Consider the following 21,921-nt stretch of genomic DNA (forward strand, 5'->3'; position numbering starts at 1 on the left):
AGCCGAGACGCTGGCCGACGTACCGGGTAGCCGGTACTGTGCGCGACCCTGTCGCACATCAGTTCTTTCTATGTCAGAGGGCCTGGGCCAAACCAGCCGGAAAAATCATCGTCAAATGCAATGACGTGCCTGGACCATCTGAATTGTCGAGACGAATTCAGGGGAGGAGACATGCCCGCTCGATGGGCGTTGCGCCCTTCGAGCCCTCCTTACACCGGAATCTCCGTTGTATACTTCACCTGCCGCAGCGCGAAATTGCTCGCCGCGTGGGCGACGCTGGGATGGGCGAGGACGCCGCGCATGACGAAGTGATCGTAATCGGCGACGTCCCTGACCGCGATGCGCAGCAGATAATCCCATTCGCCCGACATCGCATAGCATTCGACGATCTCGGCGCGGGACTGGATGAAGTCCTCGAACTCGGCGCGGGCCTCGATCGTCTGGCGGGTCATGCGGATCTGGCAGAGGACGTTGACGGCACGGCCTAGCGCCTCCGCGCTGGCGAGGCGGACCGAGCGGCCGAGGACGCCGTCTTTTTCGAGCTGGCGAACGCGGCGCCAGACCGAGGCGGCGGACGCGCCGACCTTTTCGGCGAGGGCGGCGTGGCTGAGCCCGGCGTCGCGCTGCAGCTCGCGGATGATTCGGCGGTCGCAGGCATCGAGTTGATCAGTCTGTTTCATGACCGGGCAAGATAGCGCAACGTGCGTTTCAGAACCAGCCCAAGGCGCGCGACCTTAGATAAGCATTTTCACCTGCGCCGACTTAAGCCTAAAGGCATGCCGGGCCTCCGCTGTGGGGGCATGGCAGGAGGGTAAATTGGCGGACGCAGTCACCAACGTTGCGGCAGGTTTGTTCGACGGGCTGGAGGAGCAGAAATCGGATGCGCTTCTGCAGCTGATCGCGCTCTGCAACGCGGATCCGCGCGACGAGAAGATCGACGTCGGCGTCGGCGTCTACCGCGATGCGGCGGGCGGCACCCCCATCTTGCGCGCGGTGAAGGCCGCCGAGAAGATCCTGCTCGAGACCCAGGAGACCAAATCCTATCTCGGATCGGCGGGCGACGCGCGCTTCGTCGACCTGATCAAGCCGATCGTGTTCGGCGAGGCGGCAGCCTCGGACGAGCGCATCGTCGGCGTGCAGACCCCCGGCGGCTGCGGCGCGCTGCGGCTCGGCGCCGAGCTGATCGTCAAGGCCAATCCGAACGCGCGGATCTTCGTCGGACAGCCGACCTGGCCGAACCATCAGCCGCTGATCGAATGCGCCGGCGTCGAGATGGTCAGCCATCCTTATTACGACCGCGCCACCCACGAGATCGCGTTCGACGCGATGATGGATGCGCTCGAGGGCGGCAAGGCCGGTGACCTCGTTCTGCTCCACGGTTCGTGCCACAATCCCACCGGCGCCGATCTCAGCCTCGACCAGTGGCGCGCGATCGCCGAGATCGTCGCACGCAAGGGCCTCGTGCCGTTCGTCGACATCGCCTATCAAGGGCTCGGCAACGGGCTGGAGGAAGATGCCGCGGGCACGCGGCTCGTGGTCGAAGCGGCCGATCAGGCGCTGATCGCGCAGAGCTGCGACAAGAATTTCGGTGTCTATCGCGACCGCGTCGGCAGCCTGTTCGTCAAGGCCTCCGACGCCAGCGGCGCCGGGGTGGTGATGGGCAATCTCTTGAGCCTCGCCCGCACGATGTGGTCGATGCCGCCCGATCATGGCGGCGCCGTCGTCCGCATCATCCTCGACGATCAAGGGCTGCGCGCCGACTGGCGGGCCGAGCTCGACGAGATGTGCGGCCGCATCCGCGCCATTCGCGCGCGGCTTGCCGGCTATGACGAGCGCCTGGCGTACATCAACGATCAGAACGGCATGTTCTCGATGTTGCCGCTGACCAAGGACCAGGTGCTGGCGCTGCGCAAGGACAACGGCATCTACATGGCGGATTCCGCCCGCATCAACGTCGTCGGCCTCTCGGACGAGAGCGTCGAAGGCTTCGCGCGGGCGGTGGTGGAGAAAATGGATGGCTGACGAAGCTCTGGTCGAAAGCGACTTTCGCGCAGAGGCGCCGGATCCCGCTTTCGACTGGGCTCGTATCGCTTACCTGGTCCACGTCAGCCGGGCGATGGACAGGCTGGAGGAAGAGCGGCTCGTTCCCGAGCGCAAGGTCCTCTACCAATTCTCGGCCCGGGGCCATGACATGGCGCAGATCCTGCTCGGATCGCGCCTCACCCACAAGAAGGATGCGGCCTGCGGCTATTACCGGTCGCGGCCACTCCTGCTTGCGCTGGGAGTCCCGCTCGAGGACGCGCTCGGCTCCGGCATGGGCCGGGCAGGGGGCTATTCCGACGGCCGCGACATCGGCGTGGTGTTCAATTATCCAAACCCGACCGGCGCGCCGGCTCTACCGATGTCGGGCGGAGTCGGTGCGCAATATACGCCGACGGCCGGCTGGGCGCAGGCGATCGACTATCACCGCAACGTGCTCGGCAACGAAGCCTATGACGGGGCGATCGCGCTGGTGCTCGGTGGCGATGCCTCGGTCGCGACCGGCGGCTTCTGGGCTTCGCTGACGATCGCGACGACGCAAAAACTGCCGATGCTGTTCTACATCGAGGACAATCAGTTCGGAATCTCGGTGCCCGCCACCTACCAGACTCCGGGCGCGGACATTTCGAAGAATCTGGCGAGCTTTAGCGGGCTCACCATCTTCTCCGGCGACGGCAGTGATCCGGCCGAGGCGGCGCGGCTGGTCGCTGCCGCGACCGCGCACGTGCGGGCGCGCAAGGGGCCGGCTTTGCTCCATCTGCGGGTGCCGCGGCTGCAGGGGCACAGCTTCCAGGATACCCAGGCCTACAAGTCGGAAGAGGTGGTCCGCGGCGAATGGGCGCGCGATCCGCTGCCCAGGCTCAGGGACTTCCTCGTCGGCTCGGTCATGACCGAGCAGCGCTGGAACGGGATCGCGGCCGAGGCCGAAGCCGCGGTCGAGGCGGCGCGCGCGACGGCCGAAGCGCGCGGCGTCGCCGATCCCGCCACCGTGCTCGCCAACGTCTTCTACGAAGGCGAGATGCAGCAGCTCGGCGGGCAATGGACCCACGGCTATCGCGCGCCCAAGAGCCACGAGGATCCGAAACCCGAGGGGCAGCGGATCAACATGGTGACCGCCATCCGCCGCACGCTCGATCACGAGCTGGCGATCAACGAGCGCGTGTTGCTGTTCGGCGAGGATATCGGGCCCAAGGGCGGAGTCCACGCGGTGACGCTTGGGCTGCAGGAGAAATATGGCGCCGGCCGGGTGTTCGACACGAGCCTCAACGAGGAAGGGATCATCGGTCGCGCGGTCGGCATGGCGCTGGCCGGGCTGATGCCGGTGCCGGAGATCCAGTTCCGCAAATATGCCGAGCCGGCGACCGAGCAGATCAACGATTGCGGCACGATGCGCTGGCGGACCAACAACCGCTTCGCCGCGCCGATGGTGCTGCGCATCCCCGGCGGCTTCTTCAAGTGCGGCGATCCCTGGCACAGCCAGACCAACGAGGTGCAGTTCGTCCACAATCCCGGCTGGCTGGTGGCGGTGCCGTCCAATGCCGAGGATGCGGTCGGCCTGCTGCGCACGGCCTTGCGCGGCAACGATCCGGTGATCTTCTTCGAGCATCGCGCGATGCTCGACGACGTCTGGGCGCGGCGCCCCTATCCGGGCGATTCCTATGTGCTGCCGTTCGGCCGGGCGAAGAAGACGCGCGAGGGCGACGACATCACCATCGTCACCTGGGGGGCGATGGTGCCGCGCTGCGAGGAGGCGGCGAAGCATGTCTCGGCCGACGTGATCGATCTGCGCACTTTGGTGCCGTGGGACAAGGAGATGGTGCTGGCGTCGGTGCGGCGGACCCGGCGCTGCCTGATCGTCCACGAGGATCTGAAGACCGGCGGCTTCGGCGCCGAGATCGCGGCGATCGTCGCCGACGAGGCCTTTCTCGACCTCGACGCGCCGGTCGCACGGGTGACGATGCCGGACATTCCGAGCCCGCACAATCCGGTGCTGCTCGACTGGGCGGTGCCGAACGTCGAGCGCATCCGCGCGAAGATCGACGAACTGGTGGGGTTTTGATGGGACCCCAGCAAAGTGGTACTTTGCCGGGAACCCGGAAGAGACCCCAGCAAAGTGGTACTTCGCTGGGAACCCGGGAGAGAGCCCAGCAAAGTGGTACTTTGCTGGGAACCCGGGGGGCCGGGGTCTCGCGACGAGAAGCCACCGCCAACTCCCACGGAAGCAGAGGTGCTATCGTCAGCTTCTTCCGCCTGGCCGTCATCCCAGCGAAAGGACCCCAGCAAAGTAGTACTTTGCTGGGAACCCCGAAGGCTAGGATCTCGTGGAGACCCGCCGTGACCTCTTGTCCTGAGATCCCAGCATGCGGGGTTCCCAGCAAAGTACTACTTTGCTGGGGTCCCACTCCTGGGATGACGGGAAAGGGCCGGGCACGATCGACAGCCAGGGGAGCCGCCTCGTGATCGATGTCGTCGTTCCGATCGAGCAGGAGGGCACCAAGGCGGTCGTCCGGGCGTGGCTGAAGCAGATCGGCGATCGGGTCGAGCTGAACGATCCGCTGGTCGAGCTCGAAACCGACAAGGTCGCCATGGAAGTGCCGGCGCCGGTCGGCGGCGTGCTGCGGGAGATCCTGCTCGACCTGGAGGCCGAGGCGGTGCCCGGCGCGATCCTCGGGCGGATCGACACGGATGGGGAGCGTGCGAACGCGGCGCCGGCTACCGGCGCGGCGTCTCCGCCGCCCCCGTCGCCCGCCACCTACCAACCGGACGTGCGCAATCCCGAGCTTCGGCTTTCGCCAGCGGTCAAGCGCGCCTGCCTTCAGCATGCGGTCGATCCGACCACTATCGCAGGCACCGGCCGCGGCGGGCGCGTGACCCGGGCGGATGTCGACAAGGCGGTGGCCGAAGGGCGCGCTGCTCCGACTGCGACGGTTGCGGACACCCGCTCGCGCTCCGATGCCGGACTCCGTTCGCACGACGTCCCGCACGATCGCATGCGGCTGAAGATCGCCGAGAACATGCTCGCCTCGGTGACGCAGGCGCCGCACGTCACGGCAGTGTTCGAGGCCGATTTCAGCGCGATCATCGCCCATCGCGAGCGCCACAAGGCGGACTTCTCGAAGCGGGGCGTCAAGCTCACCTACAGCGCCTATTTCGTCGCCGCTGCGGCCGAGGCGATGAAGGTTGCGCCGGCGATCAACAGCCGCTGGCATTCCGACCGGCTGGAAGTGTTCGACGACGTCAATGTCGGCGTCGGCACCGCGCTCGGCGAGAAGGGCCTGATCGTGCCGGTGCTGCGCCAGGTGCAGACGCTCTCGCTAGAAGGCGTCGCCGCCGGGCTGGACCGCCTGGTCGAGAAGGCACGCGCGCAGACGCTGACCGGCGCGGACGTGTCGGGCGGCACCTTCACCATTTCCAATCACGGTGTCTCCGGATCCTTGTTCGCAAGCCCGATCATCATCGCCCAACCGCAATCGGCGATCCTCGGCATCGGAAAGCTCGAGAAGCGGGTGGTGGTGCGCGAGGTGGCCGGCCAGGACGCGATCCTGATCCGGCCGATGGCCTATGTTTCCCTCACCATCGACCACCGGGTCGTCGATGGGCACCAGACCAATGCCTGGCTCACGCGGTTCGTCGAGGTCCTGGAGAGCTGGCCGGCGGATTGAGGTGCGCAGTCGTGGCTTGGCAAGACGTTTGGGGCTGCGCTAGCTCAGCTGGGGCGAGGCGAGCGAGATCGTCTTTCTCATCCTCCCTGTCCGCGAAGCGGATGGGGAGGGGGACCATCGAGAGATGGTGGAGGGGCCATCGGCGCTGGAAGCCCCTCCACCGCACTTCGTGCGGTCCCCCTCCCCGAGCAAGCTCGGGGAGGATAAGGAGTTGCAGATGGCGGGGACGATGGACGTCGAGAACGAGCAGCAAGCGGCGGGGACAGCCGCGGGGTCCCAGCCGGCGTTGATCGCGCTTGGCGAGGCGGCGCCTTACTTTCATGTGCCGGCGCTGAGCGGGTCGCCGCGTTATGCGTTCGACACCGCCGCGGGCCGTGCCGTGCTGATGCTGTTCTTCGGAACGGCGTCGCAGCCGCAGTCCGCCGCCGCTCTGGCGGCGGTGCAGGCGCGGCGCGATCTGTTCGACGACGAGCATGCCTGCTTCTTCGGCGTGACCGTGGATCCCGCCGATGCCGGCGAGGGTCGAATCGTCCAGCAGCTGCCCGGCATCCGGTTCTTCCTCGATTACCAACGCGATGTCAGCCGGCTCTACGGCGCCGAACTCGGCAACGATCAATACCGGCCGCATTGGCTGCTGCTCGATCCGATGCTTCGGGTCATGGGCGTGTGGCCGATCGAGGCGGGCGCCGCCGCGCTCGATGCGCTCGCCGCTGTCTCCCGCCCGGTGCCGTTCGTCGAGGCGGCGCCGGTGCTGGTCGCGCCGGCGATCCTCGAGCCGAACCTCTGCCGGCATCTGATCTCGCTCTATGAAAAGGAAGGCGGCGAGGAATCGGGCTTCATGCGCGAAGTCGACGGCAAGACCGTTCTCGTCACCGATCCGCAGCACAAGAGACGGCGGGATTACACGATCGCCGATGCCGCGCTCCAGGGGCAACTCGCCTTGCGGATCCGCCGGCGGCTGGTGCCGCTGATCAAGCGCGCCTTCCAGTTCGAGGCGACGCGGATGGAGCGCTACATCGTCGCCTGCTACGATGCCGAGCAGGGCGGCCATTTCCGCGCGCACCGCGACAACACCACCAAGGGCACAGCCCATCGTCGCTTCGCGGTGACGATCAACCTCAATGCCGGCGACTATGACGGCGGCGACCTGCGCTTTCCCGAATTCGGCCAGCGCAGTTATCGCGCGCCGACCGGCGGCGCGGTGGTCTTCTCCTGCTCGCTGCTGCACGAGGCGACACCGGTCACGCGCGGCACTCGCTACGCCTTCCTGCCCTTCCTCTACGACGACGCGGCCGCGCGGCAGCGCGAGGCGAACAACGCCTTTCTCGACGAGAAACTCGGCGTGTATCGCGCGTAAGCGGCGGGGTGACAGCAGGGCACCGGCGCGCGATCGTTGCAGTTAATCCATTCTTAGCCCTCCTGCCGTATTGCCACGGGCAGGAGAGTTTGCCCGTGGAACAACAGCTGGTGGCGGCGATCGACGGCGACAACGTCGCGTTCGCGCTTACACAAGGGAAAGAACGCGTACGCATCGAGGAGGTGCGGCGGTTCCCCACGTCTGCCTTCCCGACCTTCACCGACGCGCTGCAGAGCTACACCAAGGGCGCGGGCTTCCGCCCGGACGGATCGGGCTTCTGCCTGGCGGTCGCCGGCGTCTCGCGCGGCGACGTGATCACCTTGCCCAACTGCCGCTGGTTCGTCTCGGTGAGCGGGCTCAAGGCATTCCTGCGCACCGAACCGCTGATCATCAACGATTTCGCGGCGACCGCCTGGGCGGTGCCGAGCGCGGACACGACCCAGCTCGTCCGGATCGGCGCGGTGCCGGCCAAGCCGGCGCGGCCCGGCGGGACCTATCTGATCGTCGGCACCGGCAGCGGTCTCGGCATGGCGATCCTCTCGGTCCGCGAGGACGGGCGCATCATCGTCATCGAAAGCGAGGGCGGCCACGCCAGCTTCGCGCCGCAAAATGCCGAGGACGAGGCGCTGCTGACAGCGCTCCGGAAGCGCTTCGGCCATGTCTCGTTCGAGCGCGTGCTGTCGCGGCCCGGCCTCGAGAACATCTATTCGATCCTCGCGGAGCAGAGCGGGCGGCCGGTCTCCGACCCGCCGGCCTCGTCGCGGATCATCGCCTCCGCCGCCTCGTGCACCGATCCGCTGGCGGCCCGCGCCGCCAAGCTGTTCGCGGCGATCCTCGGCAATTTCGTCGGCAATGCGGTGCTCACCTGCGGCGCCTGGGACGGCGTCTTCCTGGTCGAGCCGATGCTCGGCGAGATGCTGCCGATCCTCAACACCGGCGCCTTTCGCAGCCAGTTCGCGACCAAGGGCCGGATGAGCCGCGCGCTGGAGCGGGTGCCGACCGTATGGCTGAGCAACGACACGGCGACCCTGGCGGGCGCCGCGGCGGCGCTGCAGGCGCGTTAACGCCCCGACTTTTCCGAAGCGGGCACCAGATCGATTTCGAACAGCTTGGGCCAGTTCTTGCCGGTGACGAACAAGCGGTCCTTGGCCGGATCATACGCGATTCCGTTCAGCACCGCATCGGGATCGGCGGGCGCGGTCGCGGCGACGAGATCGGTGAGATCGATCCAGCCCTTCACCTTGCCGGTCGCGGGATCGATCCGGGCGATGCGCGGGGTCATCCACACATTGGCGAGGATCTCGCCATTCACCCATTCGAGCTCGTTGAGCCGCGCCACGGGCACGCCCTGATCGCTGACGTCGATCCTTTTCGTCTCCGCCATCGTCTTCGGATCGAGCACGCGGATCTGCGCGGTGCCGTCGCTCATGTAGATATTGTTCTTGTCGCGGGTGAGGGCCCAGCCTTCGCCCGGATAGCGGAACGATCCGGTCTGGCGGAAATCGGCCCGATTCCAGCGGAAGCCGATCTGGTTCTGCCAGGTGAGGCTGATGATCTCGTCGCCCCAGTCGACGATGCCCTCTCCGAAATAGGTCGACGGAACCGTCACCTTGCGGAGGACCTTGCCGTCGTCGAGCCGGACTTCGCGAATGTCGGACCGGCCGTTGAGACCGGTGCTTTCGTAGAGCTTGCCGTCGAGCCACAGCAGGCCCTCGGTGAAGGCGGCGGGATCGTGCGGATAGGTGCGGACGACCTTGTAGCCGGGGGTCTGGACGTCGCGCGCGTCCGAGGCCGAGCAGCCGGCCAAGGCCAGCAGGACGGCGAAGAGGGTGCTGCGAATCACGGCTGGTTCATCGTCAGCAGATCGTAGGACGCGACGACTTCGTCCTTCTGGTTGAAGACGAACACCGCCCAGCGGACTTCCCCCATCTCCTCATTGCGGACCGATTTGGACTTCACTGTAAGCTCCACACGCATCGAATCTCCGGGGTAAAGGGGCGTCAGGAAGCGCAAGTTCTCGAGCCCGTAATTGGCAAGTACCGGGCCGGGCGCAGGATCGACGAACAGGCCGGCGGCGAAGCTCAGGATCAGATAGCCGTGGGCGACCCGGCCCTCGAAGATCGGGTTCGCCCGGGCCGCTTCCTCATCCATATGGGCGTAGAAAGTGTCGCCGGTGAAGGCCGCGAAATGCTCGATATCATCGAGGCTCACGGTCCGGTTCGAAGTCTCCAGCGTGTAGCCGATGTCGAGTTCCGAAATCCGCTTGCGGAACGGATGGACGTCTCCGGTCGGCTTGGCGGCGCCGGGCAGCCATTGCTTGATGATGCTCGACAGCATTGCCGGCGAGCCCTGCAGCGCGGTGCGCTGCATGTAGTGGCTGACGCCGCGGACCCCGCCCATCTCCTCGCCGCCGCCGGCGCGGCCGGGCCCGCCATGGACGAGGACGGGGAGGGGGGAGCCGTGGCCGGTCGATTCCTTGGCGCTGGTGCGATCGAGGATCATCATGCGGCCGTGATAGGCGCCGGCGCCGAGCACGAAGTCCTCGGCCGTTGCGGCATCGAAGCTGAACAGCGACAAAGCGAGGCTGCCCATGCCGCGGTTGGCCAGCGCGATCGCATCATCGAGGTCGTGATAGGGCATGATCGTCGACACCGGCCCGAACGCCTCGACATCGTGCACCGCAGCGCTGCCCCAGGGATCGTCGGTGCGCAGCAGGATCGGAGACAGAAAGGCGCCGTTGCCTGCGACCGGGGACAGATCGGGATCGCCCGACACGATCCGGGCGGCGCGGGAGAGCTCGCCGACCGCCTTGCGGACGCTGTCGCGCTGCGCGCGGCTGGCGAGCGCGCCCATGGTGACGCCCTCGTCGCGGGGGTTGCCGATGCGGACCTTGCCGAGGCGTTCGCGCAGGGCCTGCTCGACCGCGTCGAGATGTTCGGCAGGCGCCAGCGCGCGGCGGATGGCGGTGCATTTCTGCCCCGCCTTGACCGTCATCTCGCGCGCGACTTCCTTGATGAACAGATCGAATTCGGGGGTGCCGGGGCCGGCGTCCGGGCCGAGAATCGAGGCGTTGAGGCTGTCGCGCTCGGCGACGAACCGGACACTTTCGCGCGCCATCACGGGATGGGTCTGCAGCTTCATCGCGGTCTGCGCCGATCCGGTGAAGGAGACCACGTCCTGCAGGGTGAGATGGTCGAGCAGGTCGCCGACCCCGCCCATGATCAGCTGCAGCGCGCCCGGCGGCAGGATGTTCGCCTCGATCATGATCCGGAAGGCATGCTCGGCGACATAGCCGGTCGCCGACGCCGGCTTGACGATCGCCGGCACTCCCGCGAGCAAAGTGGGGCCGAGTTTCTCGAGCATGCCCCAGACCGGGAAATTGAACGCGTTGATGTGCACCGCCACGCCCTGCAGCGGCGTGAAGACGTGCTGGCCGACGAAGCTGCCGCCCTTCGACAATGGCTCCATCGCGCCGTCGATCAGGATGCGGCTGTTGGGAAGCTCGCGCCGCCCCTTGGACGAGAAGGAGAAGAGCGTGCCGGCGCCGCCCTCGATGTCGATCCAGCCGTCGGTCCGGGTCGCGCCGGTCTCGTAGGAGAGTTCGTACAATTCCTCCTTCCGGGCCATGATCGCCATGCCGAGCGCCTTCAGCATATGCGCGCGCTCGTGGAAGGTCAGCCGGCGCAGCGCCGGTCCGCCGACTTTGCGGGCATGATCGAGCATCGCTCGGAAATCGAGGCCGGCGCTGCCGGTGACCGCGATCGTCTCCCCGGTGACGGCGCTCTGCACGTCGGCGAGCGGGCCGGACGCGGCGTACCAGCCGTCCTGCGCATAATTGAGAAGGGTTTGCGTCTTCATGGACTCACCTGCGAAACTGAAGGACGTGGCCTAGCGTGCGACTTTACCGGCCGGTGAAGTTCGGCGCCCGTTTTTTCATGAAGGCGGCGACGCCTTCGCGGTAATCGTCGCTGTAGCCGAGTTCGCGCATGGCGTCGCGCTGCAGGTCGAGCTCCTCGCCGAGGCTGTGGCCCCAGCTTTCGCGGATCATGCGCTTGATTGCTGCCAGGCCGCGGGTCGGCGCCGAGGCGAAGCGCTGCGCCAGCGCGTCCACCTCCGCATCGAGGGCCTCGTCGTCGACCGCCTTCCAGATCAGGCCCCACTCGGCGGCCTTGTCGGCGGGCAGCGGCTCGGCGGTGAGCGCCAGGCCGAGCGCGCGCGCCTGGCCGACGAGGCGCGGCAGCACCCAGGTGCCGCCGCTGTCCGGGATCAGCCCGATATTGGCGAAGGACTGGATGAACTTCGCGGATTTCGACGCGATGACGATGTCGCACGCCAGCGCGATGTTGGCGCCCGCACCCGCGGCGACTCCGTTGACCCGGGCGACGACCGGGAAGGGCAGGGACGTGAGACGCCGGATCAGCGGATTGTAGCGCTGCTCGACCGACTCGCCGAGATCGACCCGTTCGCCCGGCGCCACCGCGCGGTCGTTCAGATCCTGGCCGGCGCAGAAGCCGCGTCCGGCGCCGCTCAGCACCAGCACCCGTGCGCCCTCCAGCCGGGCGAGCGCGTCGGCGACCTCCTCGTGCATCCGGGCGGTGAAGCTGTTCAGCCGCTCCGGCCGGTTGAGGGTGAGGCGGGCGATGCCGCCTTCGTGCGAGAACAGGATATTGCGGTAATCGGTCATGGCGGCACCTTAACAGGCCGACTCCCGCGCGAGGAGAGGGCCTGTTATTGCGCGGCAACTTTCATTCGGAGCCCGCCATGACCGACGCCTTTCTCTGCGACGCCGTCCGCACGCCGATCGGCCGCTACGGCGGCAGCCTTGCGCATGTTCGCGCCGACGATCTCGCCGCAATCCCGATCCGCGCGCTGATCGAGCGCAATCCGGGGGTCGACTGGAACGAAGTCGACGACGTCATCCTCGGCTGTGCCAACCAGGCCGGCGAGGACAATCGCAATCTCGCGCGCATGGCCGGGCTGCTCGCCGGCTTGCCCGACCGCTCGGGCGGGGTCACGCTCAACCGCCTTTGCGGATCGGGCATGGACGCGGTGGCGATGGCGGCGCGGGTGATCCGCGGCAGCGAGGCCGATATCATCGTCGCCGGCGGCTCCGAAAGCATGAGCCGGGCGCCGTTCGTCATGGCCAAGGCGACGTCCGCGTTCGATCGCAATGCCGAGATCTACGACACGACGATCGGCTGGCGGTTCGTCAACCCGAAGATGAAGGACGCTTATGGAGACGACACCATGCCGTCGACCGCCGAGAATGTCGCCGAGGCGTTTCAGGTCAGCCGGGAAGACCAGGACCTGTTCGCGGTACGCAGCCAGGAGAAAGCGAGCCGCGCCCAGGAGAGCGGGCGCTTCGCCGCCGAGATCGTTCCGGTCGCCATCCCGCAGCGCAAGGGCGATCCGCTGACCGTCGACCGCGACGAGCATCCACGCAAGACCAGCGTCGAGGCGCTCGCCAGCCTTCGGCCGATCGTCCACGCCGGCGGCAGCGTCACGGCCGGCAACGCGTCGGGGGTCAATGACGGCGCCGCGGCGATGATCGTCGCCACCGAAGATGCGGCGCGCCGCAATGGGCTGACGCCGCGTGCGCGCTTCGTCGGCGGCGCGGTTGCCGGAGTTCCGCCGCGTATCATGGGCATCGGTCCGGCGCCGGCCGCGCAGAAGCTGCTCGCCCGCCTCGGCCTCACCATCGCCGACATGGACGTGATCGAAATCAACGAGGCCTTCGCCGCCCAGGCCTTGCCGGTGCTGCGCGAGCTCGGCCTTCCCGACGATGCCGAGCACGTCAATCCGAACGGCGGCGCCATCGCGCTCGGCCACCCGCTCGGCATGTCGGGCGCGCGGCTGCTGCTCACCGCCGCCGAGGAGCTCCACCGCCGCGGCGGCCGCTACGCCCTGTGCGCGATGTGCATCGGCGTCGGGCAGGGCATCGCCACCGTGATCGAGCGGGTTTGAGCGCGCGGTGCGACGCACAGCCAACTTTTTGGGACGCCTCGCTAATGGCGCCGGGCTGCAAATCCTCTAAAAGAAACACACGCGATCAGGGGGTTGCCGCGAGGCAAAGCGGGTCGGGATGCCGGTGTGGACGTTGGTCCGCACCGGCATCTTGCGTTCGGGGGCTTGCCGGCCCCGCTCAGGCTTTCGCCGCGGCCTTGTCGAAAGCGCGCAGGGCATCCTTTCCGATCCACCGGGCGCTCCTTTCGGGGGAGGCGGCCAGCCGTTCGGCGACACAGCGGGCTGCTCCGCGCAAGGGATCGCTCTTGCGGTGCCCGATGTTGCGCAAGGCCCAGCTCACGCCCTTCTTGACGAAGTTGCGGTCGTCGCCCGAGGCCGCCTCGATCAGGTCGAGCCGCGCGAGAAAAGGGTCGTCCGGGCAGCTCTTGTCGTGCAACGCCTTGGCGGCGAGCAATCCGAAGGCGCTGCGCTTCACGAACTCGGCGTCGTCGGAGGCCCAGCGGTCGACCATTGCGAACGCATGTTCCGTGCGATCGAACAAAGCGAAGCAGAGCGTATCGCAGGTCGCCCAATTGTCGAAGCCGCGCGCCCATTCATCCATCTGCTCCGCCGAGACCTGGCCGGGATTCTCGACATAAGCGGCGAGGAGGCGCGCCTCGTAGATCCCGGAGCTCCACAGCGCCGCTGCGAGATCATGGTCCCGCCCCAGGATCTTGGCGATCCTCTGGATCGTCGCCATCGGCACTCCGATCACCCGCTCCGACGTTTTGATCCCGTAGCGTTCGAGGCCGTCGCGAATGCGAGGCTCGCCGCCTTCTTCCAGCGCCCGCAGCGCATCCTCGAACCGGGCCATGCCGACGTCTCCCCCAGTGCGCATGCGTACAGGAACCGATCTCATAAACGAGCGCACGCGACTCCCGGCACGCTCGCGCGTTGTTTGCGGGAGAGCAAGGCCCCTGCTAGGGCTGGGCCAGGAGAGACACATGTACACGACCGAGCTGAGCAAGACGACCAACGTCGCCTCGACCGAAGATCCCGACAAGCTCGCCGCTTTCGAAGCGCGGGTGGCGGCGGACGAGTTCATCGAGCCCAAGGACTGGATGCCGGAGGCCTATCGCCGCACGTTGACCCGGCAGATCTCGCAGCATGCCCATAGCGAGATCGTCGGCATGCTTCCGGAAGGAAACTGGATCACGCGGGCACCGTCGCTGCGCCGCAAGGCGATCCTGCTGGCCAAGGTTCAGGACGAAGCCGGGCACGGCCTCTACCTCTATTCCGCGGCGGAGACGCTGGGCACCAGCCGCGAGCAGATGATCGAGGCGCTCCACTCAGGCAAGGCGAAATACTCGACCATCTTCAACTATCCGACGCTGACCTGGGCCGATATCGGCGCGATCGGCTGGCTCGTCGACGGCGCCGCAATCATGAACCAGGTGCCGCTGCAGCGCACCTCCTATGGCCCCTATGCGCGGGCGATGGTCCGGGTGTGCAAGGAGGAGAGTTTCCACCAGCGCCAGGGCTATGAGATCATGATGGCGATGTGCGCCGGCACCGCCGACCAGAAGAGAATGGCGCAGGACGCGCTCAATCGCTGGTGGTGGCCGTCGCTGATGATGTTCGGCCCGCCCGATGCCGACAGCCCGAACACAGCCCAGTCGATGCGCTGGCGGATCAAGCGCGAGACCAATGACGAGCTCCGCCAGAAGTTCGTCGACATCACGGTGCCGCAGGCCGCGGCGCTCGGCCTGTCGATCCCGGACCCGGCGCTGCGCTGGAACGAAGCCAAAGGCGGACATGATTACGGCGACGTCGACTGGGAGGAATTCTACGCCGTGGTGCGCGGCGAGGGGCCGGTCGCCAAGGAGCGGATCAAGGCGCGACGCGACGCGTGGGAGGAGGGCGCCTGGGTCCGCGACGCGGCGGCCGCCTACGCCGCCAAGCGCAACCGCAAGGCGGAGGCGGCCTGATGGCGCAGGATTGGCCGCTCTGGGAAGTGTTCGTCCGGTCGCGCGGCGGCCTCTCCCACCGCCATGTCGGCTCGGTCCATGCGCCCGATCCGGAGATCGCGCTTCGCCACGCCCGCGACACCTATACGCGGCGGATGGAAGGCATCAGCCTTTGGGTCGTGCCGTCGGCCCAGATCGTCGCCTCCGACCCGGCGGACGACGCGGCGATGTTCGATCCGGCGGCCGACAAGGTCTACCGGCACCCGACTTTCTATTCGATCCCGGACGACGTGACCCACATCTGATGGCCTCGCTTCCCCCCATCGACCTGCCCCCCGGCGCCACCGGGGCCGGGGCCTTCGACGCGCAAGCGGCCGAGACGGACGGCGGCGTCCTGTTCGATCATCTGCTCCGGCTCGGCGACGACAGTCTGATCCTCGGCCAGCGGCTCGGCGAATGGACCGGGCACGCGCCTTCGGTCGAGGTCGATCTCAGCCTCGCCAACATCGCGCTCGATCTGATCGGCCAGGCCACCCATTTCCTCAATTATGCCGGCGAGATCGAGGGAAAGGGCCGCGACGGCGACGCGCTCGCCTTCCACCGTGACGTGCTCGATTTCCGCAATTGCTGGCTAGTGGAGCAGCCCAATGGCGACTTCGCGCAGACGATGGCGCGGCAGCTGCTGTTCTCGACCTGGCAGAAGTCGCTGTTCGAGGCGCTCAAGGGCTCTGCCGACAGGACCATCTCCGCGGTGGCCGAGAAAGCGGTGAAGGAAGTCTCCTATCACCAGGAGCTTGCCGCCGAATGGGTGATCCGCCTCGGCGACGGCACCGACGAAAGCCGCCGGCGGATGCAGGACGGGCTCGACTGGATGTGGCGGTTCGTCCCTGAATTGTTCGACATGGATGAGGCCACCGCCTTCCTTGCCGCGCGCGGCATTGGTGCCGATGTCGCGGCGTTGCGCGCCGATTATGACCGCAGGATCGATGCGGTGCTGGCGGAGGCAACCCTCGACCGTCCGCGGGACCAGCGCCCCATCCTCGGCGGCCGCCGCGGCCACCATAGCGAGCATCTCGGCCACCTCCTGTGCACCATGCAGTTCCTGCCGCGCACCTATCCGGATGCGACATGGTGACGGTGGCGGAGAAGGCTCGATCTGCCGAGCGCGAAGACCTGGCGGGTGAAGCCTTGGAATTCCCTGATGCAGAGTGGGTCTCGGAACCCCCTCCACCGTCCTTCGGACGGTCTCCCTCCCCGTGCCGGGGAGGATCGAATGGCTCGGACCAAACAGATGGGCGTCGCGTTGCCGCCATCGCAGCCGTGGTCGAGTCCGTCGCGGACCCGGAGATTCCGGTGCTCTCCATCGTCGATCTCGGCATCGTCCGGGCGGTCGAGGCGGACAGGGTCGTGCTGACTCCGACCTATACGGGCTGCCCGGCGACGCACGTGATCGAACGCGACGTGCGCGATGCGCTCGATGCCGCAGGTTACCGGGACGTTCGGATCGACACCGTCCTTTCGCCGGCGTGGACCACGGACTGGATCACGCCGGAGGGGCGGGCGAGACTCCACGCCTACGGCATCGCGCCGCCCGATCCCGAGGGGCGCCGCGTCGCGGTGTGCCCGCAATGCGGATCGCGGCAGACCGAAGAGATCAGCCGCTTCGGATCGACCCCGTGCAAGGCGCTGTGGCGCTGCCGTGACTGCGCCGAGCCGTTCGATCTGTTCAAATGCCATTGAGTGCCGAATGAGCGTCAATTTCCATTCCCTGCGGGTCGCCGAGGTGATCGCCGAAACCGCCGACGCCAAGTCGATCCGGTTCGAGGTTCCCGAAGCGCTCCGCGAGGCATTTCGATTTCGCCCCGGGCAGCATCTTACGCTGAGGGCCGAGATCTCCGGCAAGGACGTTCGCCGCAATTATTCGCTGTGCGTCGCGCCGGACGAAGACGCGCTCAAGGTGACGGTAAAGCGCATTGCCGGCGGGCTCTTCTCCACCTGGCTGAACGAAAATCTCCGTCCCGGTGACCGGCTCGACGTGATGGAGCCGCATGGATCCTTCACCTGGGAGTTCCGCGCCGACGCCGCCAACCATTATGTCGGCTTTGCCGGCGGATCGGGGATCACGCCGATCCTCTCGCTGCTCAAGACGGCGCTGGTCGAGGAACCGGCGAGCCGCTTCACGCTCCTCTACGGCAATCGCGACAGCCAGTCGGTGATCTTCCTCGAGGAACTGGCACGGCTGAAGAACCGCTTCATGGGGCGGCTCGAGATCCATCACTTCCTCGCGGAGGAATCCGAGGACATCGCCTTGTTCAATGGCATGCTCGATCGCGCCAAGTGCGAGGAGGTGCTCACCCATCTCGTCGACACGGATCGCATTGCGGCCTTCTTCATCTGCGGCCCCGGGCCGATGATGGATGCGGCCGAGGCGGCGCTGCAGGCCAAGGGCGTCCCGTCCGGCAGGATCCACCTCGAGCGCTTCACCGCCGGCCGGCCCTCGGCGGCGCTCGAAGCGCAGATGCAGGTGCTGCAGAGCCAGGCCCAGGGCCTGACGATGAGTGTCACGCTCGACGGCCGCACACGGCGCGTGCCGTTCAGCGCCGAGGCCGGCAACATCCTGGACAGTGCCCGCGCCGCCGGGCTGCCGGCACCGTTCGCGTGCAAGGCGGGCGTCTGCGCGACCTGCCGCGCACGGGTAATCCGCGGATCGGTCGAGATGGCCGCGCGCTACGGGCTGTCCGATGAGGAAGTTGCGTCCGGCTACGTCCTCACCTGCCAATCGGTGCCGCAGGGCGAGGGCGTCGAAGTGGATTACGACGCGTGACGCGCCGGACCGGCTGCCGTGCAGCCGGCCCGGGAGAATTCAGCGGGTCGCGCCGAACGTGGATTGGCGGCCGCTGGCGAAGCGGTGATCGTCGGCCTGCTCGTGGAAGGCGATGACGCTGCGCACCGTTCGCTGCATCGCCGCCATCCGCTCGGGAAGCGGCGCCGAGGTACGGCGGATCATCACGGCGACCGCATAGGAATGGCCGTCCGGCGCCGTAAGGATGCCGATGTCGTTATAGCCGGCCTGCTCGCTCCCGAGCACCTGGCCGGTGCCCGTCTTGTGCGCGAGCCGCCAACCGGCACCGAGGCCACCCTTGAGGCGCTGCGGACCGGTCTTGGTGTTCGACATGATCGACAGCAGGCGATCGGTGGACGCGGGGGAGAGCAATTCGCCGCGCTTCAGCCGCGCAAGCGCATCGACGATGCCGAGCGGCGTGGCGCCATCCATCGGACTGGCGATATATTTCTCGAACGCCGCGCGGCGCTTCGCCAGTGGCACCGCGTCACGCGCCACATAGAAGCCGCGGTTCGTGGCATAAGACTGCTTCCATTCGATCCCGGCAATCTCGCTCTGCAGCCGCCGCTCGCCGGGGCCGAAGCGAATGCCGCTGATGCCCTTGTCGCGCAGGAAGGACCGGACCGCGTCGGGGCCGCCGGCCCGCCACAATACCGCATCGTTGCAGGTGTTGTCGCTCTGCTGGAGCGCACGTGTCATCAGAGCGGTGATCGTGGTGGTGTAGCCGTTGGGGCCGATCTGCGCAGCAACCGGCTGGTGGAATACGGTCATGTCCGACTTGGTCAGCGTCACCGGCCTGCTGAGGCTGAGCTCGCCGCGATCCGCCTTGTCGAGCGCGGTCAGCGCGACCCAGAATTTGCTGACGCTCTGCTGCGGGAAATAGGTGTTGCCGTCGTAGGCGGTCGTCCAGCCGGTTTGCACGTCCTCGACGGCGATGCCGATGTCGCCGTTGAACGCCTGGCCGATCGTCCGGATCTGCATGTCGAGCGCCCGCTGTGCATTCGACACCGCAGGCGAGGCCGGCTGAATGGGCGGCGCAGGCTGATAGCCTGCCGCGCCTCCCAAGATTGCCACGACCGGCAATGCGCCCAGCAGCCCCATCCGCCCCAACTTCCACGATCGTCCCGCGGGACGTTGATGCGAGTGTGCCACTGGCCCCTCCCTAAAACTTCAAACCCGATGGCCTCATCGTATCAGATGGCCGCTTTCGGCCAGCTTAAATCGCAATCCGCCACGCCGAGGCGTGCGGCGGCTGCGACGGACTCCCGGAACGAACCGCCCAGAATCAGAAACTAACCCTGGCGCTCACCCGGAAATCGCGTCCGGCCAGTGGCGCAACGTCCTTGAGGAAGCTCGCATGCCGCCGCGCGTCGACATCGAAGATGTTGTTTGCCGACACGGTCAGGCTGGTGTTGGGGTGGGTCTTGAAGGGCTTCCATGACAGGGATGCGTTGACCAGAGTGAAGCCGTCCGTCGGAGTCTCGTTCTCCGCGAGCCGGCCCTGATCGTCGGTCCACTCGACTTCCACGCGGCCCTGCAGCGTTTCCGACTGCGCCTCGATTCCGCCGAGCACGCGCAGCGGCGGGATGCGCGGCGCCGGTCCGACGGACTTGATCGTGGCGCGGACATAATCGGCGACCCCATCGAGATTGATCGCGAACTCGCCGACCTGCGCCAGCCGAACCGAGCCTTCCAGCTCCACGCCGGAATAATGCGCATCGGCCTGTCCGATCTGGAAGACGGGCAGACCGTCCTCAACTTCGCCGGTGGGCTGCTCGTAAATGTAGTTGCTGAACCAGCTCCGGAACACCGAGGCGGTGAGGTTGAAGCCGTCGCCGTCGACATTGAGCGTGCCCTCAAGGCCCCAGCTCTTTTCCTTGACGAGATCCGGATCGCCGACCTCGAAGCTCTGGGTGCCGGCATGCGGGCCGTTGGCGAACAATTCCTCGGCGGATGGCGCGCGCTGGCTGTGGGAACCGTTGACCCCGAGACGCACGCCGCGCGTAATCTCGTAGTTGGCGCCAGCCGATGCCGAAAAGGAATCGAAATCCCGCCGAAGCGCCGGCGTGCCGAGATCGGCATCGGCCTCCGCCCTGGTCCGCTGATGTTCGTAGCGCGCACCGATCTCGGCGCGCAGCGGGCCGCTGCGATAGCTTTGCAGCGTGAACAGTCCGAGCTGACTGGTCTTGTTCTTCGGCAGGAATTTCTCCTCGCCGATCACGTCGAGATCGCGCTGTAAATATTGCGCGCCGAAGCCGCCGCCCCAGCCGCCGCGCTGCGACTGGACGAATTCCAGCCGGCCTTCGGCGCCCTCGGTCAGGAAGGTCGTGCCGATTTCGCCAGTTTCTTCGAGCTCGTTGTGGCGATAGTCGGAATAGCCGGCGCGCAGGCGGACGCTGTCGACGAAGCCCGATCCGGTGTCGATCTCGACTCGGCCGTCGACCCGGGTCTGCTTGATGTCGATCCGCGGCGCCTCGGCCTCCTCGGCGGGATCGAGGCTGTAGCGCACGGGAACGCCGTAGAGGCTGTCGTAGCGGTTGATCGACACGCCGGCATTGTTCTCGCCGGAAATCCACGCAGCGCCGAGCGCGATATCGGAGGTCTCGGCGGCGCTGTTGGGCAGCCTGCCTCGAAGATCGGCAAGCGCGCGGACCGCCGGGTCCCCGCTTGCCGCGGCCTCGGCGCGAAGATTCCTGGAGAGGACGTACTTGCCGATCTCGAGGTCGTCCGTCCTGGAGTAATTGCCGTCGGCGTGGAGCACGAAGCCGCGCCCGACCGGCACGTCTACGGTCGCATTGGCCGAGCGCTCGTCGGCCGCGGAGCCGTAGGTGAGGATACCCTCCACATGGGCGGTCTCGTCCGGCACGCGCCGCGGGATCCGCGCATCGATGACATTGACGACACCGCCGATCGCGGACGAGCCGAACAGCAAGGCGGCGGGGCCGCGCAGCACTTCGATCCGCTCCGCGGTGAGCGGGTTCACCGCGACCGCGTGATCGGCGCTGGTGTTGGACGCATCGAGGCTGCCGATGCCGTCGGTGAGGACGCGCACGCGTTCACCCTGGAAACCGCGAAGCACCGGCCGCGACGCATTCGGTCCGAACGAGGTCGCCGAGACACCGGGCTGCCGGGCAAGCGTTTCGCCGATCGTCGGACGAAGATCCCGGATCAGTTCGAGCCCGCTGACCACGGACGTGCCGGAGAGCACGTCCTCGCGATTGCGGCGGAAGCCGGTGACGACGATCCGCTGAGTATGGTCGGCATGGGTCTCGTCGGTTTGCGCCGCAGCGGCGCCGGCGTTGGTGGAACCGGTTTGTTCGGTCGAGATTGCAGAGGGCGTGGAATTGGTCGCCGCGTCCTGCGCCCAGGCGGCGTCGGCAAGCAGAAGCAGGGTCGTGCCCGAAAGCAGCATGATTTTGTTCAACTCGGGATTCCTCCTGTACGGACAGGCGTTTACACGAGGTGACACTATATCGAAGAGCCTTTCACCGCACCCCGTATTCGCCCCGTCGCAGCAATCTTGCTTCCAGATGAACGGCCGAGTCGGCCCTCAGAGAAACGGTCTCAGATCCAGCCAGCGACGAAGCTTGTCGGCTAGCGGCAGCGTGTAAGCCGGGCTGCTTGACGGGAGCGCAACCAGCGCAAGATCGCTGCGCATGGAGAGGAGCGGCGTGCCGATCGCGGCCGATTTGCCGCCGTTGAATGCCACGGCCCTGAGCGCCGGGAGGCGATTGGCAAGCGTCTGGAGATCGTTCGCGACATGTCCGCGGATGGCCGTGTCGAGGCTCCCATCTCTCTGTGCCGAGCCGATCGTATCCCACAGTCCAATGCCGGCGGAGAGGAGATTCTCGAGGCGTTGGTCGTAGGGCAAAGGAACGAGATCGACGTCGATCACCGTGCCGATCAGATGCCAGAACTGGTTGCGCGGGTTACCGTAATAACGCTGCGCCGCGAGCGACGCCTCGCCGGGCAGGCTGCCGAGGACGAGCACACGGGTCCGCGCGTCGACCACCGGCGCAAACGATCGTTTCACCACGTCCACTCGGGCGATTCTCCTTCGGTTTCGGACCCGCAACCTTCTTCAAAGAAGAGCGTTGCCGAAATCGCCCG

The 21,921-nt window shown here is 67.1% G+C and carries 19 protein-coding genes; 11 read left to right on the forward strand and 8 right to left on the reverse strand.

Translation table 11 applies throughout. The features are described 5' to 3' along the window. Positions 1-209: 209 nt before the first annotated feature. Complete coding sequence (locus tag C7I55_RS13600) at positions 210-680, reverse strand: Lrp/AsnC family transcriptional regulator (protein ID WP_106513522.1); 471 nt, start codon at positions 678-680, stop codon at positions 210-212. A 136-nt stretch (positions 681-816) separates the two neighbouring features. On the opposite strand from C7I55_RS13600, the gene C7I55_RS13605 reads away from it, so the two are divergent. The 5 genes from C7I55_RS13605 to C7I55_RS13625 all read left to right on the forward strand — a co-directional run bounded on the left by C7I55_RS13605 (position 817) and on the right by C7I55_RS13625 (position 8,123). Continuing rightward, entirely contained in the window at positions 817-2,022 is a 1,206-nt protein-coding gene (locus C7I55_RS13605; RefSeq protein ID WP_269845213.1) for an amino acid aminotransferase, read from the forward strand. After that, positions 2,015-4,099, forward strand: coding sequence for a transketolase C-terminal domain-containing protein (locus C7I55_RS13610; protein ID WP_106513523.1), 2,085 nt, complete (start codon positions 2,015-2,017; stop codon positions 4,097-4,099). Before C7I55_RS13605 ends, C7I55_RS13610 begins: the two co-directional genes overlap by 8 nt. 397 nt (positions 4,100-4,496) lie before the next feature. Beyond that, positions 4,497-5,702, forward strand: a complete 1,206-nt coding sequence (locus C7I55_RS13615; protein WP_233222204.1) for a dihydrolipoamide acetyltransferase family protein — start codon at positions 4,497-4,499, stop codon at positions 5,700-5,702. Positions 5,703-5,919: 217 nt separating this feature from the next. Next, on the forward strand, positions 5,920-7,059 hold the full coding sequence (locus C7I55_RS13620) for a 2OG-Fe(II) oxygenase (protein WP_233222205.1): 1,140 nt from the start codon (positions 5,920-5,922) through the stop codon (positions 7,057-7,059). Between the two features lie 95 nt (positions 7,060-7,154). Then, a complete protein-coding gene (locus C7I55_RS13625; protein WP_158266419.1) occupies positions 7,155-8,123 on the forward strand; it encodes a glucokinase in 969 nt (322 codons plus the stop codon). Here C7I55_RS13625 and C7I55_RS13630 read toward each other — a convergent pair. From C7I55_RS13630 to paaG, 3 genes are read right to left on the reverse strand one after another with little or no spacing between them, the layout of a single operon-like run. Then, the gene (locus tag C7I55_RS13630; protein WP_106513884.1) at positions 8,120-8,899 is read right to left on the reverse strand and encodes a glutaminyl-peptide cyclotransferase; all 780 of its coding nucleotides are present in this window, start codon (positions 8,897-8,899) and stop codon (positions 8,120-8,122) included. The two genes, C7I55_RS13625 and C7I55_RS13630, sit on opposite strands and share 4 nt — an antisense overlap. Continuing rightward, positions 8,899-10,917 carry a phenylacetic acid degradation bifunctional protein PaaZ gene (paaZ, locus tag C7I55_RS13635; protein ID WP_106513526.1) on the reverse strand — a complete coding sequence of 673 codons (2,019 nt, stop codon included), beginning with the start codon at positions 10,915-10,917 and terminating at the stop codon, positions 8,899-8,901. The genes C7I55_RS13630 and paaZ overlap by 1 nt, the downstream gene beginning before the upstream one ends. 43 nt (positions 10,918-10,960) lie before the next feature. Continuing rightward, positions 10,961-11,743, reverse strand: coding sequence for a 2-(1,2-epoxy-1,2-dihydrophenyl)acetyl-CoA isomerase PaaG (gene paaG / locus C7I55_RS13640; protein WP_106513527.1), 783 nt, complete (start codon positions 11,741-11,743; stop codon positions 10,961-10,963). Between the two features lie 77 nt (positions 11,744-11,820). On the opposite strand from paaG, the gene pcaF reads away from it, so the two are divergent. Further along, the gene (pcaF, locus tag C7I55_RS13645) at positions 11,821-13,023 is read left to right on the forward strand and encodes a 3-oxoadipyl-CoA thiolase (RefSeq protein WP_106513885.1); all 1,203 of its coding nucleotides are present in this window, start codon (positions 11,821-11,823) and stop codon (positions 13,021-13,023) included. Between the two features lie 178 nt (positions 13,024-13,201). On the opposite strand, the gene C7I55_RS13650 is transcribed toward pcaF, so the two are convergent. Further along, positions 13,202-13,876, reverse strand: coding sequence for a DNA alkylation repair protein (locus C7I55_RS13650; RefSeq protein WP_199192827.1), 675 nt, complete (start codon positions 13,874-13,876; stop codon positions 13,202-13,204). A 130-nt stretch (positions 13,877-14,006) separates the two neighbouring features. Here C7I55_RS13650 and paaA point away from each other — a divergent pair, with 130 nt between their 5' ends. The 5 genes from paaA to paaE all read left to right on the forward strand — a co-directional run bounded on the left by paaA (position 14,007) and on the right by paaE (position 17,793). Further along, entirely contained in the window at positions 14,007-14,990 is a 984-nt protein-coding gene (gene paaA, locus C7I55_RS13655; RefSeq protein ID WP_106513529.1) for a 1,2-phenylacetyl-CoA epoxidase subunit PaaA, read from the forward strand. Then, positions 14,990-15,274, forward strand: coding sequence for a 1,2-phenylacetyl-CoA epoxidase subunit PaaB (paaB, locus tag C7I55_RS13660; RefSeq protein WP_106513530.1), 285 nt, complete (start codon positions 14,990-14,992; stop codon positions 15,272-15,274). The genes paaA and paaB overlap by 1 nt, the downstream gene beginning before the upstream one ends. Further along, complete coding sequence (gene paaC / locus C7I55_RS13665) at positions 15,274-16,104, forward strand: 1,2-phenylacetyl-CoA epoxidase subunit PaaC (RefSeq protein WP_106513531.1); 831 nt, start codon at positions 15,274-15,276, stop codon at positions 16,102-16,104. Before paaB ends, paaC begins: the two co-directional genes overlap by 1 nt. A gap of 176 nt (positions 16,105-16,280) precedes the next feature. Beyond that, complete coding sequence (gene paaD, locus C7I55_RS13670) at positions 16,281-16,709, forward strand: 1,2-phenylacetyl-CoA epoxidase subunit PaaD (RefSeq protein WP_233222231.1); 429 nt, start codon at positions 16,281-16,283, stop codon at positions 16,707-16,709. A gap of 7 nt (positions 16,710-16,716) precedes the next feature. After that, complete coding sequence (gene paaE, locus C7I55_RS13675) at positions 16,717-17,793, forward strand: 1,2-phenylacetyl-CoA epoxidase subunit PaaE (protein ID WP_106513533.1); 1,077 nt, start codon at positions 16,717-16,719, stop codon at positions 17,791-17,793. A 39-nt stretch (positions 17,794-17,832) separates the two neighbouring features. Here the strand turns inward: paaE and bla are convergent, their stop codons facing one another. The 3 genes from bla to C7I55_RS13690 form a co-directional block, all read right to left on the reverse strand. Continuing rightward, a complete protein-coding gene (gene bla, locus C7I55_RS13680) occupies positions 17,833-18,885 on the reverse strand; it encodes a class A beta-lactamase (protein WP_233222206.1) in 1,053 nt (350 codons plus the stop codon). A 211-nt stretch (positions 18,886-19,096) separates the two neighbouring features. Then, positions 19,097-21,223 carry a TonB-dependent receptor gene (locus C7I55_RS13685; protein WP_106513886.1) on the reverse strand — a complete coding sequence of 709 codons (2,127 nt, stop codon included), beginning with the start codon at positions 21,221-21,223 and terminating at the stop codon, positions 19,097-19,099. A 138-nt stretch (positions 21,224-21,361) separates the two neighbouring features. Further along, the gene (locus tag C7I55_RS13690) at positions 21,362-21,853 is read right to left on the reverse strand and encodes a DNA-deoxyinosine glycosylase (RefSeq protein WP_199192828.1); all 492 of its coding nucleotides are present in this window, start codon (positions 21,851-21,853) and stop codon (positions 21,362-21,364) included. Between the last annotated feature and the right edge of the window lie 68 nt (positions 21,854-21,921).

It is taken from the genome of Allosphingosinicella deserti (genome assembly GCF_003012735.1).
Lineage (GTDB): Bacteria > Pseudomonadota > Alphaproteobacteria > Sphingomonadales > Sphingomonadaceae > Allosphingosinicella > Allosphingosinicella deserti.

Excerpts from the sequence above, each read along its gene's own strand:
- C7I55_RS13600 (WP_106513522.1), bottom strand. The coding sequence starts at position 680 with ATGAAACAGACTGATCAACTCGATGCCTGCGACCGCCGAATCATCCGC.
- C7I55_RS13610 (WP_106513523.1), top strand. The coding sequence starts at position 2,015 with ATGGCTGACGAAGCTCTGGTCGAAAGCGACTTTCGCGCAGAGGCGCCG.
- C7I55_RS13620 (WP_233222205.1), top strand. The coding sequence starts at position 5,920 with ATGGCGGGGACGATGGACGTCGAGAACGAGCAGCAAGCGGCGGGGACA.
- paaZ (WP_106513526.1), bottom strand. The coding sequence starts at position 10,917 with ATGAAGACGCAAACCCTTCTCAATTATGCGCAGGACGGCTGGTACGCC.
- paaG (WP_106513527.1), bottom strand. The coding sequence starts at position 11,743 with ATGACCGATTACCGCAATATCCTGTTCTCGCACGAAGGCGGCATCGCC.
- pcaF (WP_106513885.1), top strand. The coding sequence starts at position 11,821 with ATGACCGACGCCTTTCTCTGCGACGCCGTCCGCACGCCGATCGGCCGC.
- C7I55_RS13650 (WP_199192827.1), bottom strand. The coding sequence starts at position 13,876 with ATGGCCCGGTTCGAGGATGCGCTGCGGGCGCTGGAAGAAGGCGGCGAG.
- paaA (WP_106513529.1), top strand. The coding sequence starts at position 14,007 with ATGTACACGACCGAGCTGAGCAAGACGACCAACGTCGCCTCGACCGAA.
- paaB (WP_106513530.1), top strand. The coding sequence starts at position 14,990 with ATGGCGCAGGATTGGCCGCTCTGGGAAGTGTTCGTCCGGTCGCGCGGC.
- paaC (WP_106513531.1), top strand. The coding sequence starts at position 15,274 with ATGGCCTCGCTTCCCCCCATCGACCTGCCCCCCGGCGCCACCGGGGCC.
- paaE (WP_106513533.1), top strand. The coding sequence starts at position 16,717 with ATGAGCGTCAATTTCCATTCCCTGCGGGTCGCCGAGGTGATCGCCGAA.
- C7I55_RS13685 (WP_106513886.1), bottom strand. The coding sequence starts at position 21,223 with ATGCTGCTTTCGGGCACGACCCTGCTTCTGCTTGCCGACGCCGCCTGG.